Origin of the sequence: Neptunomonas marina (genome assembly GCF_004005935.1) — a bacterium.
Lineage (GTDB): Bacteria > Pseudomonadota > Gammaproteobacteria > Pseudomonadales > Balneatricaceae > Neptunomonas > Neptunomonas marina.
The window spans coordinates 693,537-707,967 of the sequence record NZ_SACQ01000001.1 but is presented as its reverse complement, the minus strand read 5'-3'; the positions used below and the strand labels follow the sequence as shown (position 1 = coordinate 707,967).

At 49.7% G+C, this 14,431-nt stretch carries 24 protein-coding genes; 3 read left to right on the top strand and 21 right to left on the bottom strand.

All coding sequences use genetic code 11. The features are described 5' to 3' along the window. Nucleotides 1-80 precede the first annotated feature (80 nt). The 21 genes from EOE65_RS03370 to EOE65_RS03275 form a co-directional block, all read right to left on the bottom strand. The gene (locus tag EOE65_RS03370; protein WP_127692876.1) at nucleotides 81-416 is read right to left on the bottom strand and encodes a hypothetical protein; all 336 of its coding nucleotides are present in this window, start codon (nucleotides 414-416) and stop codon (nucleotides 81-83) included. Beyond that, nucleotides 400-579, bottom strand: coding sequence for a hypothetical protein (locus tag EOE65_RS03365; protein WP_127692875.1), 180 nt, complete (start codon nucleotides 577-579; stop codon nucleotides 400-402). The genes EOE65_RS03370 and EOE65_RS03365 overlap by 17 nt, the downstream gene beginning before the upstream one ends. Further along, entirely contained in the window at nucleotides 576-977 is a 402-nt protein-coding gene (locus EOE65_RS03360) for a M15 family metallopeptidase (protein ID WP_127692874.1), read from the bottom strand. Before EOE65_RS03360 ends, EOE65_RS03365 begins: the two co-directional genes overlap by 4 nt. Nucleotides 978-1,016: 39 nt before the next feature. Further along, nucleotides 1,017-2,141 carry an immunoglobulin-like domain-containing protein gene (locus tag EOE65_RS03355; RefSeq protein WP_127692873.1) on the bottom strand — a complete coding sequence of 375 codons (1,125 nt, stop codon included), beginning with the start codon at nucleotides 2,139-2,141 and terminating at the stop codon, nucleotides 1,017-1,019. Then, on the bottom strand, nucleotides 2,142-3,953 hold the full coding sequence (locus EOE65_RS03350; protein WP_127692872.1) for an Ig-like domain-containing protein: 1,812 nt from the start codon (nucleotides 3,951-3,953) through the stop codon (nucleotides 2,142-2,144). Then, complete coding sequence (locus tag EOE65_RS03345; RefSeq protein WP_127692871.1) at nucleotides 3,953-4,186, bottom strand: hypothetical protein; 234 nt, start codon at nucleotides 4,184-4,186, stop codon at nucleotides 3,953-3,955. Before EOE65_RS03345 ends, EOE65_RS03350 begins: the two co-directional genes overlap by 1 nt. Continuing rightward, nucleotides 4,183-4,449: a pseudouridine synthase gene (locus EOE65_RS03340; RefSeq protein ID WP_127692870.1), complete on the bottom strand. Its 267-nt coding sequence runs from the start codon at nucleotides 4,447-4,449 to the stop codon at nucleotides 4,183-4,185. The genes EOE65_RS03345 and EOE65_RS03340 overlap by 4 nt, the downstream gene beginning before the upstream one ends. Beyond that, the gene (locus EOE65_RS03335) at nucleotides 4,442-4,711 is read right to left on the bottom strand and encodes a hypothetical protein (protein WP_127692869.1); all 270 of its coding nucleotides are present in this window, start codon (nucleotides 4,709-4,711) and stop codon (nucleotides 4,442-4,444) included. The genes EOE65_RS03340 and EOE65_RS03335 overlap by 8 nt, the downstream gene beginning before the upstream one ends. Next, nucleotides 4,708-4,923, bottom strand: coding sequence for a hypothetical protein (locus EOE65_RS03330; RefSeq protein WP_127692868.1), 216 nt, complete (start codon nucleotides 4,921-4,923; stop codon nucleotides 4,708-4,710). Before EOE65_RS03330 ends, EOE65_RS03335 begins: the two co-directional genes overlap by 4 nt. Next, nucleotides 4,916-5,443, bottom strand: coding sequence for a hypothetical protein (locus tag EOE65_RS03325; protein WP_127692867.1), 528 nt, complete (start codon nucleotides 5,441-5,443; stop codon nucleotides 4,916-4,918). Before EOE65_RS03325 ends, EOE65_RS03330 begins: the two co-directional genes overlap by 8 nt. A 192-nt stretch (nucleotides 5,444-5,635) precedes the next feature. Beyond that, complete coding sequence (locus EOE65_RS03320; RefSeq protein WP_127692866.1) at nucleotides 5,636-6,253, bottom strand: hypothetical protein; 618 nt, start codon at nucleotides 6,251-6,253, stop codon at nucleotides 5,636-5,638. Then, entirely contained in the window at nucleotides 6,253-6,741 is a 489-nt protein-coding gene (locus tag EOE65_RS03315) for a hypothetical protein (RefSeq protein WP_127692865.1), read from the bottom strand. Before EOE65_RS03315 ends, EOE65_RS03320 begins: the two co-directional genes overlap by 1 nt. Nucleotides 6,742-6,805: 64 nt before the next feature. Beyond that, a complete protein-coding gene (locus EOE65_RS18010) occupies nucleotides 6,806-6,961 on the bottom strand; it encodes a hypothetical protein (protein WP_164847000.1) in 156 nt (51 codons plus the stop codon). Further along, nucleotides 6,958-7,317 carry a RusA family crossover junction endodeoxyribonuclease gene (locus EOE65_RS03310; RefSeq protein WP_127692864.1) on the bottom strand — a complete coding sequence of 120 codons (360 nt, stop codon included), beginning with the start codon at nucleotides 7,315-7,317 and terminating at the stop codon, nucleotides 6,958-6,960. The genes EOE65_RS18010 and EOE65_RS03310 overlap by 4 nt, the downstream gene beginning before the upstream one ends. Then, a complete protein-coding gene (locus EOE65_RS03305) occupies nucleotides 7,314-7,604 on the bottom strand; it encodes a hypothetical protein (RefSeq protein ID WP_127692863.1) in 291 nt (96 codons plus the stop codon). Before EOE65_RS03305 ends, EOE65_RS03310 begins: the two co-directional genes overlap by 4 nt. A gap of 2 nt (nucleotides 7,605-7,606) precedes the next feature. After that, on the bottom strand, nucleotides 7,607-8,107 hold the full coding sequence (locus EOE65_RS03300; RefSeq protein WP_127692862.1) for a recombination protein NinB: 501 nt from the start codon (nucleotides 8,105-8,107) through the stop codon (nucleotides 7,607-7,609). After that, nucleotides 8,104-8,364, bottom strand: coding sequence for a hypothetical protein (locus EOE65_RS03295; RefSeq protein WP_127692861.1), 261 nt, complete (start codon nucleotides 8,362-8,364; stop codon nucleotides 8,104-8,106). The genes EOE65_RS03300 and EOE65_RS03295 overlap by 4 nt, the downstream gene beginning before the upstream one ends. After that, nucleotides 8,361-8,915, bottom strand: a complete 555-nt coding sequence (locus EOE65_RS03290) for a replication protein P (RefSeq protein ID WP_127692860.1) — start codon at nucleotides 8,913-8,915, stop codon at nucleotides 8,361-8,363. Before EOE65_RS03290 ends, EOE65_RS03295 begins: the two co-directional genes overlap by 4 nt. Further along, the gene (locus EOE65_RS03285; RefSeq protein ID WP_127692859.1) at nucleotides 8,887-9,777 is read right to left on the bottom strand and encodes a hypothetical protein; all 891 of its coding nucleotides are present in this window, start codon (nucleotides 9,775-9,777) and stop codon (nucleotides 8,887-8,889) included. Before EOE65_RS03285 ends, EOE65_RS03290 begins: the two co-directional genes overlap by 29 nt. Nucleotides 9,778-10,138: 361 nt before the next feature. Beyond that, on the bottom strand, nucleotides 10,139-10,459 hold the full coding sequence (locus tag EOE65_RS03280; RefSeq protein WP_127692858.1) for a hypothetical protein: 321 nt from the start codon (nucleotides 10,457-10,459) through the stop codon (nucleotides 10,139-10,141). A 54-nt stretch (nucleotides 10,460-10,513) separates the two neighbouring features. Continuing rightward, on the bottom strand, nucleotides 10,514-10,729 hold the full coding sequence (locus EOE65_RS03275; protein WP_127692857.1) for a Cro/CI family transcriptional regulator: 216 nt from the start codon (nucleotides 10,727-10,729) through the stop codon (nucleotides 10,514-10,516). Nucleotides 10,730-10,828: 99 nt separating this feature from the next. Between EOE65_RS03275 and EOE65_RS03270 the strand changes: the two genes are divergently transcribed. The 3 genes from EOE65_RS03270 to EOE65_RS03260 all read left to right on the top strand — a co-directional run bounded on the left by EOE65_RS03270 (nucleotide 10,829) and on the right by EOE65_RS03260 (nucleotide 14,286). Further along, the gene (locus tag EOE65_RS03270) at nucleotides 10,829-11,533 is read left to right on the top strand and encodes an XRE family transcriptional regulator (RefSeq protein ID WP_127692856.1); all 705 of its coding nucleotides are present in this window, start codon (nucleotides 10,829-10,831) and stop codon (nucleotides 11,531-11,533) included. A gap of 775 nt (nucleotides 11,534-12,308) precedes the next feature. Further along, nucleotides 12,309-12,857, top strand: a complete 549-nt coding sequence (locus EOE65_RS03265) for a hypothetical protein (protein ID WP_127692855.1) — start codon at nucleotides 12,309-12,311, stop codon at nucleotides 12,855-12,857. Nucleotides 12,858-12,963: 106 nt separating this feature from the next. Next, on the top strand, nucleotides 12,964-14,286 hold the full coding sequence (locus EOE65_RS03260) for a hypothetical protein (RefSeq protein ID WP_127692854.1): 1,323 nt from the start codon (nucleotides 12,964-12,966) through the stop codon (nucleotides 14,284-14,286). The last annotated feature ends 145 nt before the right edge of the window (nucleotides 14,287-14,431 follow it).

Genomic DNA, 14,431 nt, shown 5'->3' with positions numbered 1-14,431 from the left:
TAATGGCGCCGACATTCAGTATTCCCCAGTTCAGCAAATGCTTTCTCTGGATCCCATCAGCAAGATAAAGCTCGCAGTCTCTAAGGTATCGTTCTGGAATCACTACAGGCGGTTTCGATAAGAAGTCCGTTAGCGCACATGACGCCACGGACAAACTCATCAGAAAGACGGCCATTAGTCGAAGTATCGGCTTCATGTCTCACCCGGGCGGTAATGGTTTGAGTGGATTTACGCTGCTCAGCTAGTTGGCTTTCAAGTACGCGGTCGACTTTAGTTTCTAGCTGCTGACTATCTTTCATCTGCTGTAGCTCACTTTCGAGTACAGCCTTTTCCTGTAGCTCTGTGTAGATGAAATATACGAGCCCTATCGCTAGTGAGGCTGCCACAAAAGGCCAGTACTTAATCGGGCTTAACATAGCGCTCTCCCACGTTTCCGGCATTGTACATACCTAAGATGAGCGTTTGCGCTGCAACCCAAGTACCGCCTTCAAGCTGCCCTGAGAACAGCGCGATGTGAGAGACCAGTGCCGAAACAGCCGCTAAAGCAAATTTTCGACTCCGGTATCGGTCATCTGTCATGCTACGTTTCGCTCGGCTGGATACGATGCCCAAGACAATTGGTAATGCGGTCCATCCTTGAGCGACGCCCAGTTGCCACCCCACTCCAATGGGATACCCAGCTCCTGAGCAGCGGCGAACATAGCCTCGGCTATTTCATAGTAAAGAGGCCAACTCCAATCGACTTGACCGTCTACCCAAGCACCAAGGTCAACCGCGTGGCCGGTTAAGTGGCGACTACGCAAGGTCGTAGATGACCCGGCAGCCAGTAACTTGCGCTGTCGGTCAATTGAACGAACGCCTTCCAGCACAGTGAAATCAACACTCGTCTTTTGAATAGCTCGCTCTACTACGCGCACCAGATCAGGATGAACGCCTTCAAGACGCTCACGGGAACGCTTACCCAGTTTGTAGCTCATAGAAACCTCGCGCCTCACGGCTGGAGTTAGTGGGAATAGCTATGCTGCCGAGGCTGTCCAGCGCACAACCTTTTCGCGGATCTTCGTGCCATCTTTAAATACGGCAACCGTGAACTCATGATCACCGTATCCTTGGAAAGCCCAGTGCAACGAGCCGTCATCAGCCAGTATTAGACCTGCAGGTGTCGCACCAACCAATTCACAATAGAAGCGAGCATTGGCGTCCGCTGGCAAACTTACATCTTCATAAATGATGCTCGGGCCATGTTGTCCAGTAGCAGGCACATCGCTACCTAAGACGCCGCGGGGAGTTGGCTCCGGCTCGCTAGCAGATGAGGCGATTACTGTAACGAACTGCGATACCGTGGCGCGATTTGGGGCAGAGTCTTCCACCGCAAAGATCACCTCATAAGGACCGCCAGGAGTGCTCGTGTCAAAGTCATCACCCGTCACTGTGATACTCGATGTAAGATCGCCATCAGTATCATCGCTAGCTGTGACTGCCGGTGCGGTGTAAGTATCACCTACAGTGAGCTGGATATTGGCAGGTGCGTTTAGCTCGATTGTAGGGGCCGTTGTATCTGCTGGCGGTGGACCACTGGTGAGCCCCGTGCTGCCAGCAGTAAAGGTTGCTGATGCAGAGACACCCTCACCCTCGGCATTGTAAGCGACCACGCTGTAGGTCTGTGTTGTGCCGGTTGGTAGATCGGCGAGGATAAAGCTTTTATCAAAGCTAAAGTGATCATCTCCACCGCCCACCTTTTTTATACGATAGTAAGCCGCATCGCTTCCATCGTACGACCATTCCAAACGATTCTGGGTGTCGCTGACTCTTGTGGAGCTTGTGATCGACAAAGACCCAGAAGGCGGGTTTGCTGGTCCGGCACTTACACCTGCTGTGCTCAATGCCAACAAGCCTTCGGAGCCTTTGCCATCAGCGTTTACAGCCCGTGCTCTAAACTCAAAAGTACTCCAAGCCGCTAAAACTGGCGTTTCAATGGGCCAACTTTTGAAGTCTGCCTTAGGCACAGTAATCCAAGGCTCGCCGCTGTTCATCTGGTATTCGACATAATCGTAGTCATCACCGTTATACTCCGCAGAGACATAAAATCGGTCAAAAACTCTCACGTAAGAAAGGGACATACTCCCTGCCGGTGCTGCCATTTATGAAATCCTCGCCATGTAAATTTTTGATGGAACTCCCGCGTTAGCCCAGAAGTAGATGATGAAACGCATCCCCCTAAGTTCTGTGGCAAAAGCTTTGTTTTCGGTCTTTTCTCCGTGCTCCTCTGGGTATGCTCCGTTTGGAATGACACGCTTGAGCGTATCGTCCGCCAAGTCCACATACACAAACCCTTTGTCCACTGGGAGACCATCCTGATCAGCTATCACGCTGACGCCCGCGTAGTGGCTTAAAACAACACCCTGCGATCCCCACTCAGGTATATATATGCCTGGCATGGAGCTGGCTTTGACCTTAGCTCCGCCCGATGTGAAAGCATCTGTGATCGGACGGATCGGCCCAAAGGTCTCCGTTGCCATATTGAAGATGACATAGGAAGCTGCAAGATCATTCCAAAAGAACAGCTCGTCATCAGAGATCTTGGCAATCCGCGAATCGTTGGTAGTGAAGAAGCCCGGAGGGATTGGGATTCGAGTTATCTGTGTGGGCGCACTGGATGATATTTTGCCAAAGTGATAGTCGGCAGAGACTTTGGAGATCCGGCCATAGTACGTATCGGTAGCGTCATGTCGCACCATATACTGGTTAGGCCCACACTGTAAGTAATCACCCGACACAGCATCAAACGTGTAATCGGCGCCATAGTCGCCTGTATTCGGATTGTAGTACCGGTAGCAGTCACGGACGGTGAACAATGTCCCGTCGGCCCACTCCCCAACGCCTTGATAGGTATGGGCTGAGGTCGGGCGGCCATCAGGCAAAGCTTTGTGGAACCGACCTTCGCTATCGTAATACTCCTCATATTGCCACGCCCCATACCCACCAGTGACGGATAAATCGATTCCCGAGTAGTTGATACCAGACGTTATATTCCCAGCTAAAGTGCAATAATCAGGGTTCCAAGGGTGAACAGGATCAAAAGGATCAGACGGCAGCAGCAGAACGCCCGCCTCCATTTTCAGAAAGTCGGCCTCCCACACGCCGTTCATACTCTGATCTCCATGCCCACCGGGCCATGGGTATCGGGCTTTCTTGGTGGTTTCGTTGTAAGTCTGCCCAGCCCACGCCAACATTGTACCTTCGACCTTTCCGCCCGAACCAAAAGACTGAGTATTAACGTCAAAGCCTTTTGCCGCTAGATCTGCACTGATCTGCGCGATAGGATCAAAGCCCGCCACCTCGACGAAGTGCAGCTCATCCAGAGTCGTGACTGGAATCTTGGCCAAAGACGCTGCGGTTACTTCGCCATTCTGATCCCGCTCTGGCGTCCATATCGTCTGGACAACAGGCGCTTCGCCTTGCCCCAAACGCAAATCAGAGTTACCAAGCGTGCTTACACTGTTTACTGAACGGCCAAGATCTAGGTCAACTGCTCCCGTTGTCTCGAACTCCATGTCTACACTGCTTGGACTGATATCGTGCCCCAAGCTGAGATCATCACTACCAACGGTCTCAATCACCAGCGCAGATCGCGCAATAGCTACGGTAACCTTGATAGAAACCGAGACATCACCCGCCGAGTTCTCAACAGTGAAGCGGAACGCATCGGAGCCAGAGATACCCGAGTTGGGTGTATAGCTAAACTCTCCAGTTGCGGCGCTAAACGAAACGTTTCCATTAATAGGCGAGGCAGTAATGGCAACAGACGAGGCGACAATCGAGCCACTGAGCCCTGTATCAATACCTACAAGATCAATGACAACCGATTCGCCTTCAGAGGTGTTTGCAAAGTGAAACTGTGTCGGCTCACCTGCGCCACTGCCTACACCAAATGACAGATCAAGCTCTAACATCAGTACTCCATGACCTCTACAACTTGAGGAGCCGTGAACGTTATCTCGCTGACGTGCCTCGCAAACGTAGTCACACCACGCGGCATAGTGGCTGTATTCCCATCGAGTTGATAATCAGCATCTGCGATCAATCGAATAGCCAAAACATTACGAAGATCTAGCGTTGTCACGTTGGTGCGAATGCTTGATACCGCAAAGGCCTGAATTGGATTTCCAACAGTGGACTGTCTCACTTTTTACACCTCATTTCCGGTGGCATATGACGCCGCTCCATCTCAGAGTCGTAGGCGTTACGACAGTGGTCGCCTTGCCAGAAAAAGATTGCGTTCACGATACGCTTTGGCCAGCGAACGCCGTGATCACGATCAAGGCGATAGCTGCGGGATGAGATAGCCTCGTCGGGATACCCACCAAGCAAAGCAGCATTGATTAGTTGGTTTAGCGCGATAATGGTGTTCATCAGACGCTCACCAACAGCAGAGATAAACTTACTCATCACAACCTCCGTTTAGAGGCAGATCGATCAACTCTCCGTCGCGGAAGAAACGAGCATTGGTGATCCCCTGCTCTGCATAATGAGCTTTTAGGTCTGCAATGAAGGTGCTGAAGATACCGACGCCCTGCGTTTGTGCCCATGCAAGATGCACATCGACAGAGTTAGGCAACGTGCGCGTGATAACACAACTAGCAGTAAACGACACGCCGTTACCGTCATAGCGCGCGAGCTCAACGAGAGGCTGAATAGATAAGCGGCTCATACCAGCACGGCCTTTAGAGCAGCTAGCCAGCCGAACTCTTGAACAATCGCATACAAGATCGCCCCGATCACGGCCCATTTAATCTGATTCAAGCTACCAACCATTTTGCTGAGAGCTTCGCTCAGCTCACCATGCCCTTTCTTGAGCTCGTCAATCTCTTTCTCGTGATAGCTGACCTGCATCTCTAAGCGATCAATCCGTGATTCACTCACCGCTTCCATCCTTAACAATTACCGGAGCAGGCTGGTTCACGATCACCGGAGCCGGTTGTTCGATCACAGCAGGCGGTGCCGTTGAGTCCACGTGACTGGAACTGTCATTGATCAGATCGCCATCATGAGAGCTATCAACCGAATCGCTGTTATAGCTGTTGCTCGTGTTGTGCCCTGCCGCTTTAAAGCCATCGGCCGCAATCTTTGTTACTGCCGCCCAAGGAGCAATGCCGACTGACTTGTTCACGACGTTGTTCGCGAAGTCCCAGCCATTTGTCTGACGTGGGAGATGCAGTTTGTCGCGCGGATCCTTATATGTGATGTCACAACCTGATGGGCAATGTGCTCTCAACGTGGGCTGCGCCATCTGCGATTTGATTAGCTCTAGTTGGTTTGCACTGATTGGCTCATTCGAAGCACAGCCAGCAAGGCCAAGCATGGCAATTACTAATAGTGCAATGAGAAAGCCCGGGCGCGGGAAATCGCTCCGGTCACCGTTTCTGCGACAGAGGTTTGTCATTTGAATCACCATGATTGATTGGATAGGTCCTACTCAGTCGAGCTTCACAGCTGGACGTTTTCGGAAGGTTGCGCTGTCTCACGACATGGCAAGAGGTCGAATTTCAGGCATAAAAAAACCCCGCCAAAGCGAGGTTTCTTTTCAGCTAGACGCAAAAATCACATCATAGCTATTTACCTGTATAAAATTACACTAATTTGCGTCAGGGTCAACCGGATCTTTAAATAGTTTTAAGGGCAACGGCAAGAATATTCTCTTAGGGTAGCTAATTTCTCCAACAGCTCTCAAGCAAAGAGCCCTGACACACACTAAATCATCCTCTGAAGAGAATCGGAATACATCCCCTATTTTGCGAAGGCCTAGACGCTGACCTACCATATTCCCCGCAATTACAATCTTTTCAGCCTCGCTTTGAAACCCGAGTTCGATCCATTGTTTTGCTGGTATGTAAAAGTAAGTATTCAAAAGTCTGGTGGTATCACTACCCGAGCAGTTGAGAACACATTCATTTGAGGAACATTTAGCCTCAAAAATATTGCTGGTTGCGCTGCGGGCGTCCTTTTTTTCACCTATGAAGTCTTGATACCTAAGAGTAACGACCGCGATATACCAGCCCACCACTGCAGACTGAACAACGCTCGACTCAAACGCACTACCGAAAAGACTCAAAGCCCAGTAGAACGAATCCAGTGCGCCGGTATACCCCATGATGAAGCGAAGCTCCATTAACAAAGCAGTAGAAATCAGTAATACCACTGAAGCTCTGGCTACAAAAAACCGCAGCTGGTCATTCTTGAAAATAGCGAGCACTACCCTGCCTCCTGCACAAACCCCTCTATGATCTCGAGATTATACGCTAGCCGGTCATAACCTACATTTCGATTGTGAGTGTAAGACCGTACCGATACTTCTAACCGATCTGCCAACTCCTTGTTCGAAAACACGCGCTTATAAATTGCTTGATGATACGCTCGAGCAAGAACTGCTGCGGCGTATTTGTCTTCGACATTGCGGAACATAGCCCGAGCCTTTCCATAGTTGTGATGTTCGCGACGCAGGAACCTAGCCTCGCTGATCATCTTATCGTCCGCTTTGTCATTGCTCTGGTGCTCATCTGCTGATGCAAAGGCCGCGGTAAGCTGCTTTTGTCTAGTGATACTAGGGGGACGCTTGTTTGTGATCTGCTGAAACCACTCTAACTGAGATGGTGCGTGCCAGCCTGCAGATAAGCTGGGGCTAAGATAATAAGACACCAGTATGCCTATCAGGTCGTCGATTTGATCCTTTCTGTTCACCATAACTGCTCTTTTTGCCCCTCGATGGTAACCATGTTTACTTATTCGCCCTTAATCGCCTTTCGGGCTATCTACCCCATCGGTCTCTAACTTGCTGCTCGACCTGTTGTTTCTGCTCTGAGCTCAGGTGGCGAGTCTCCCAATCAAATAGCTGCTTTCGGTCATGGCGGTGGCGTCGCTGCTTTATACGCAGGATGAGGTCAGATACCTGGTCATCGTTCATGACATACCCTCAAATTTCGATATCTCTACAAAGCACGCTCCGCCTTTCACAACAGGCCCTCGTATCACTCGAATGTCATCGACTAACTCATCGTCTGCCCATACATTCGCAGCGGTTATGGCATCAAGAACACCTTTGCTGTAGTTATCGATATCGCGCTTTCGGCGACATGGTGGGTATAGCGTTAAGCGCAACGCTAAGCGCCCTGTTTGGACTGGGCCTCGGTACTGAGGCTTGATCGCGGCCACCGCATCTTTTTTAAACTGCCGCCCTCTTTTGCTCATAATTTTTCGGCCTTTCGCAACAGCAGTGATGTTGTTGACCGAGGGCGGAAATGGAATAGAGAACTCGATCATGCGGCCACCTCAATCAGTCCGCGTCGCGTCAACTGCTGCAATGTCAGAACAATCGCTCGGTCCATTCTCTCTCGGCGCTCCTCTCGTGAAAGGTGATGACCATTGTCGATTTCATGGTGGCAGTCTGGGCATATTGCTGCGGTCAGGGAGTCATCGACCTTTTGGCCCATCCCCTTGCCTTCGTTGCGGTGTGCTACTTGAATACCCCAAGCACCACAGAGCACGCATTGGTCTAACTGCCCAACAGCAGCCAACCACTTTCTACTCCGGTAAGGTTTTGCCTTCATGCTCACGCCGCTCTCCTATTCTGCTTTTGCATCTCGTCGTAGTACTCCGCATAGACAGCCAGCGCGGGTTCACTCCACTGCACCCCCATTTCACAGCCTTGCGCATAGAGAAACTCGATAAAGTCCAACGCCTCCGATTTGCGAAACTTAGTGGTTGTTGGCCGTACGGTGATGGTTCGACGCCCGTCCATACTCGTGATGAGTTGCCCCGGGTGTGTTAAGGGCTCGCCCATTGAGAGCTTTTCCTGCTCAAACTGATCAACCAGCAGTGCTTTCCATACCTCTTGGCTGTATCGCTTCTTGCCAAAGAACGTGACCTGCTTGGCGATATCACCAATCATCGCGTGGTACTTCTTCTCCATCGTGCGGGTTTTGCTCTCTTCGGTGATGGATACACAGCAAGGCTTACCGGCCTTTACCATGGCGCAGGCTATTTCCCATGCCCGGGTCATTACAGGCCGCAGCTGTGACTCAGAACGAATCGTTGTCGCTTGCTTACTCATCGCTGCAGCTCCTCCAAGCGCTTTCCAAAATCAGAGAACGGAACACGCAGCAGCGGCTTACTCACTCCCGGCCATAGGGTCAGTGGTGTGGCTGCGTTTCCCTTCTTGAAAACAGTCAGTTCATGCTTATCGAGAATCATGTTGATCAGGAACGTGCTGCATCCAAAGTGAGTAGCGACCTCTGTCAGCGTCTTCTTATCACCATGAGTGCGGATGCACTCCACGATCTCGGTATGGTCGTACTTCAAACCGCTCATAACCGTCTCCGTAGTTCAGCCAGCGCAGCATTCCCCGCCTTCATCGCTTGCTGGGTTGCCACCTTCCGTCCGTTGCGATGATGCTCAAGCGCTCGCGAATTAAGCTCTGGCAGCTCCAGTACTTCGCCGTTCATGACGCGATCACACAGGGCTTCATACTCAGCCTTGAACCGTGGGCGTGTGACCTTGGAGGTTTCAGAGCGCAGTTCAAACCATCCGGTGTTCTTACCGGCGTAGTACACCGCTGGGTGGGTCCACTTGGCGTGCAAAACGCGATGCCCGTTGTTGCAAGCTTCCAAGTACGCGGCCTCGGTCGAAGGCAGTCCAAACTCCTCTGGGGTGGTCATGCAGAGCTTGCGAAACTCACCGAGGTTTGGGACAAACTGACTCTCACGTTTCAGTAGTTTGACGAAACCCTTCTTGATCATGCCCTCGGTCATATCGCGCAAACCCAAGCACCACGTTTGGAAGGACTCCCCGCCAACTTCGCCGTACTGGTTGGCAAACTGCGCGCCATAGATCTCACTCATACGAAGCCACAACTGAGTCATCGATATCTTCACTTGGTCGCTGACCATGGAGTCTCGCGAGGTAGTTGCTTGCGGCGGCGTGCTGGCGGTCGACGGTTGATAGCTTTCCGGGTTGTCCGGCAAACGTTGATTGATTGCTTTGGGCTGCATGGCTTCCCCCCACTGGACTTGCGATTAGTTCATCTTCCCAGCATGTGTTTCTCAGCCAGGTCGACGGGTGCTTCCACTCAGGAACCCAGATACCGGCCATCAGGGCCTGATCTCTGTTTTCTTTCTGAGCTCTCAAGGACTGGATTATTTTTTGGAACAAGAGGTCATCAGGTTTGATCGAGTTGAACGCTTTCAGGGCTTGAGCCTTTGAGCGTTTCACTGGGTACTCGGCATAGAACTTTTCGAATCGATCTGAGAAGACGTCATCAGATGTACTCTTATGATCTTTGGTATCCTGATTATTGGTATTCTGATATGTGGGATTTTTTTCCCTAGGTGGTAGGGATTTTTTTCCCGAGGGGGTAGGGACTTTTTTCCCCACCTCATTCGCTAGGTCGGGAGTTTTTTCCCTACCTACTGATACGGCCTTATTCCATTGCTTTGCCTTCGCAGTGAGTCGGAAAAACGCTCGTGTTTTAGTCGCAAACCGATCCAGTAAACCGGCCTCTTCTAACTGCTGGAAATAGCGTTTTATCGTGTCAGCTTTGCCGGACAAAATCGGTAGCTCTTCCGCAATTTTCGACTTGCTCACCGAGTAGTAGATGCCACCGTTAATACTGACTGGCTCCGCCCACGAGGGAACCGTAAACAGGAACGAGAATAGTGTTGCCTGCTGGAGGTTTAAGCCCCACTCCAAGGATTTAACTTGATCTATGCTGATGGAGAATTGCATTAGCCTTAACGTCCTATGTGAAACCTGAGTCGTGACCGGTTAGCCTGTTCTTAACGGGAGTTGTTCTATGTTGTGCGGAGCGTTCGCCGCGTTCGCTTTGTGCTCGTAACTGAACAGCGCCCTAGCCCAGCCGATAAAGACCAAGACGCTGTTCAGTCCCCTCTCATAGAAAGGGCTACCAGTCGGCACCACCTATGGCGCCAACTGGCGTGTTGCATCCGGCAGTCCTCGCCGAACGACTAAGCTAGATCTCCTGCCAGCTTTTTGAAGCACACTCGGAAATGCGCTTGAAAAAGGAGGCTGATTCAGGGAATCAAACAATCAGCCTCAAGGTGCACAGGGTATTGGGATCGGTAACGGGTCAGCCGTGCAAAGTGTCTGGGCGTCGCGCCTCAGCAAAGAGACGCGAAAAGCGCGCATCGTCACGGGTATCTTGCGAACGCTCTGTGCTGAAGAAATCCATGGAAGCCATGGGATGATTAGAATCGGTGACAAGCTCGCGAGCCTGCGTCAATCTTTCCTCAGCTAACCGCTGCTCTAAACCACCGGGCTTTTTCAGCGCGACGACAAAACAGTCGTGCAAGATCTGCGACATACTTCGGTCGGTTAGCTCGCTGGCACGTTTTAATTGGTCGTTCTCTGGCTTCGTGAGGTGTATGCACTTGTTATGGTCTTTCTTCATGGGAATGAGTCCTTATGCTGCGGCTGGCTGCTTGATTTGTTTTTTGTATGGCCTCTAAGCTGCTGATTTCGGCTTATAGAATGGGTTTTCTGGGTCATCTTCACGACGAGCTTTGAGCTTTCCACTCGTAGCTTTTTCCAACTCACACTGCTTCGTGTATGGAAGGCCGCCCTTTCGGACGTAGTAGGACATGCTCGGCCTCGACAATCCCATTGCCCCTGCGGCTTTCTCATAAGTTTTGAAATACTCGATAGCTTCTTCTGGCGTCATGAAATGTTTCAACCTTTAACCAAAATTAATGACAGAAGTTTAAACACATTAAACAGAAGCGTCAAAGTCTTTAACTAGCAATTTGCTTAAACTATTTACATGGAAAAAACTATTTCGGCTCGAATAGCACAACGAATGGAAGCTTTAGGGCTTTCTCAGGCAGCGCTTGCACGCAAGGCGGGGATTAATCGCGCTTCGGTTTCTCATTGGCTTTTAGGGAATAACAAGCCGTCAGGCGATTCTCTAATTAAGCTGGCTGCCGGCTTAGAGTGCTCGGTTGAGTGGCTGCAGACAGGTATTGGCGAAAACGACAGAGGGGCTGTAGGTCTTGGCCTAGACTCCTCACCGTTGGGGCTAGATTCGAACGGCGGCACAGTCCCAACGCCAATCTATGATGTTGAGTTCGCTGCTGGGTTTGGTGCTGATGCTGGTCTAGAGTCGGAGCCTGAGTACCTGCAAATTCCAGCGTATTACTACACAGAGTCAGGTGTATTCCCTGGCGATGGAATGATCGTGACTGTGCGCGGTGACTCGATGGAGCGCACGTTTTACAACGGCGATAAGCTCATGATCGACAAGTCCCAAACAAAGCCGATTAATGATGCGGTGTTCGCTTTTAACCTCGAAGGTGATCTAAGGGTGAAACGCTTCTTTAGGAAGCTGGATGGTACTTGGAAGATTAGCAGCGATAACAAGGATGATCCCGCTTACGAAGATGAGATCATCTCCCCCGATAGGCTCCAGTTCATCAACATCATCGGACAAGTCGTTGCGCTGGTTCATAGGCCAATAAGACGGATTTAATAAGTTAGGTTAGACATGGAAGTTATAGCTCTTATTGTTATTGGTTTTATTGTTTATAAAATCTTTGACTCAAACTCTTCGTCGAACAAAGAAGAGCTGACATTTACTGAGACTCGCAGGGTTGATAAGCATGGACGAGTCGAAGTTGAACAAACACTAAGTGGTCATGTCTCACAAGAGCATATTCGGTCTGCAATCGACCGCTCTAGGGCATCGCAAAAGCTTGATCAGCCTGTATTTGAAAGTCCTGCTCTGGAAACAACCTCACGACTTGATAGAAGCCAACAAGCCCCCTCTTCCCGAATATATGACACAAGCCACTCCTCGGTTCCTGAGCACTTAGCTATTGAGACCCCGTTCTCTAGTGGCGAGTCAAAAAAGCACCGCAAGCAACGAGACTTAAAGAGAGTCAAGAGTTGTCCGAAGTGCCAGCTCACGAAATCGACTGATGAGTACTATACAACCCAGAAGTACAGCGACGGTTTGAGTAAATGGTGCAAGTCTTGTATCGACGAAAGCAAGACTAAAAGTCACGCCAAAAAAACACGTAATGGTCGCTATAAAATCTGCTCTAAGTGCAACCAAAGACGCGAGAAAAGCAGCTTCTTCAAGTCAACCAAGCAAGCAGATGGGCTAAGCAGGTGGTGTAAATTCTGTCACGCTAAGAACAGGTAATGACTAGAAGCTCGCTGTGAAGTAAGTGCCATGGCTGGCGGGAAGGTAGCCTCTACCGCTCAGCTTAAATTATCAATCTTCGAGGCACAGGGACGTATTTATGAAAGCATCGACATCTTTGCTGATTGCGCTAGCTCTAGGGGTGTTCTGCACCCAAAGTGCAGTCGCTGAGCAACGCCAAGTAACTAAGATGCTCCAGAAAGAGCCGGTTAGTATGCTCGATTGGGGCATAATGCGGCTCGAACAAGATATTGCAAATGGCGTCGTGGCCGACTTTCGCCACCCTAACATGGTGCTAGGCAAACCCAAGGTCATCTATTTACCGAACAACGACCACCAGATATCAATTAACATACCTGCGTTTAGCTCAGGCTCTCAGAGCCTTTCAGCGACAGCCTTATGCGAACAAGTAATTGATTACTTTATTCGTCATAAAACTCTGATGCACTCCTTCTCCACTGAAAAGAGGGCTGAAGCTCTGGCATCCTACCTAAGCTCAATGTTCTCTCATGTGGGCCAAGCTCGATCTGAAGAGGCGTTAGAGATGGGTAAACAGCTCTTGAGAACTACCGAGCTCAATGTAATTTTAGTGACTGACGACCAAACCACAACTGATTGCAGCTCAACGTTCAGTCAAGGTGATATCTAGGGTTGAACAACAAGTCAATCCGAAGCGTATGAAGAGCATTCTGAACGAAGACTTATGGCTTCTACGTCATAAAAGCCAATTAGCACAGACCAGGGAAGGGACTTAAATGACCACCGAAGTTTCAATCATGAACACACAAGCGGTTGCCTTAGCTGCAGATAGCGCGGTAACAGTAACCATAGGTCCGAACGGTGCACATAAGGTCTATAACTCCGTAAATAAACTGTTCGCGCTGTCAAAGTACGAGCCGGTCGGAATTATGATTTATGGCTCAGCATCGTATATGTCGATTCCTTGGGAAACTATCATCAAGACATACCGCAAAATACTATCTTCAACAAAGAGAGATAAGCTTGAACAATACCTCGCCGACTTCCTAGGCCATATAAAGTCTTTAGTCGAAGATAGCCAAGACTTAAACACTATTGAAGCGCAGTACATTGAGGGTTTCATAAGAAGCTTTTATGTCAGGCTCAATGATTACTTCACAGAAGCAACATCCAACCTGTCTCACGATCAAATATCAAAGCAGCTCTCGGAGTTATTTGATACGAGCTTCGAAAAAGCCATAGATTCCATAGCAACGTCAATATGCACCTATGACTCTCTTGATAGCATGGAGAGCAACAATGCAGTCTCGAAGTTAGATCACAACTCTGTCCAGGTCGATCATCTAATTGATGGAGTATTTCAAAACTGGAAAAGCTTCCTGAACCTTGAGAGAAGACAACGAATCATTAAGCTTTGCGCTGAAGCGGCTCCAAAAGAGCCCCCATATTCAGGCTCAGAGTCAGGCATTGTTATCGCGGGCTTTGGGGACAAAGAAATATTTCCAGCGCAAGTCGAAACCAGAATCGAAGGATTCCTCTTCGGCTGCTTGAAACATACACCCATTCAGGCTACCAACATTAGTGAAAAAAATACCGCTTCCATTACTCCGTTCGCACAAGGTGATGTTATAGCAAGCTTTATGAATGGAATGGCCTCTGAGCTCTATCACGCCGTTGGTGGATTAATGTCTCACTTTACTGAAAATGAAGTTCCTGATCAGTTGGTTAAGGCAATGCAAGAAGAGGCACTGAGCCCGGATGTAATTGATAGAATTAACAGGAAAATAAAAAAAGCAGGAATTGATTTCATAGAAACTTCGCAAGCATATTTAGCCGACAAAATGGACAACGAGCATTCGGGACCTATCGTTTCAGCGGTCGGCTTTCTTCCAAAAGAAGAGATTGCGCAATTGGCGGAGTCACTTGTAAACTTAACCTCAGTACGCAGGCGCATGTCTACAAGCTCAGAGACAGTAGGCGGTCCGGTAGACGTTGCCATTATTTCTAAAGGCGACGGGTTCATATGGATAAAACGAAAGCACTATTTCGAGCCTGAGCTCAACAACCACTTTTTCAGTAACTACTATAGGGATGAGTAGCATGGATTTGGACCTTCAAACAGCTCTCAAGATATCACGGGGAGAGTACCGGTACTCTCTAGAAGATTTTGGTAAGGAACAGCAGCCAGCCTCTCAAACTGTTCAAGAGTCAGTTGGTGAATATATGAAACGTGTTCTCTCTAGT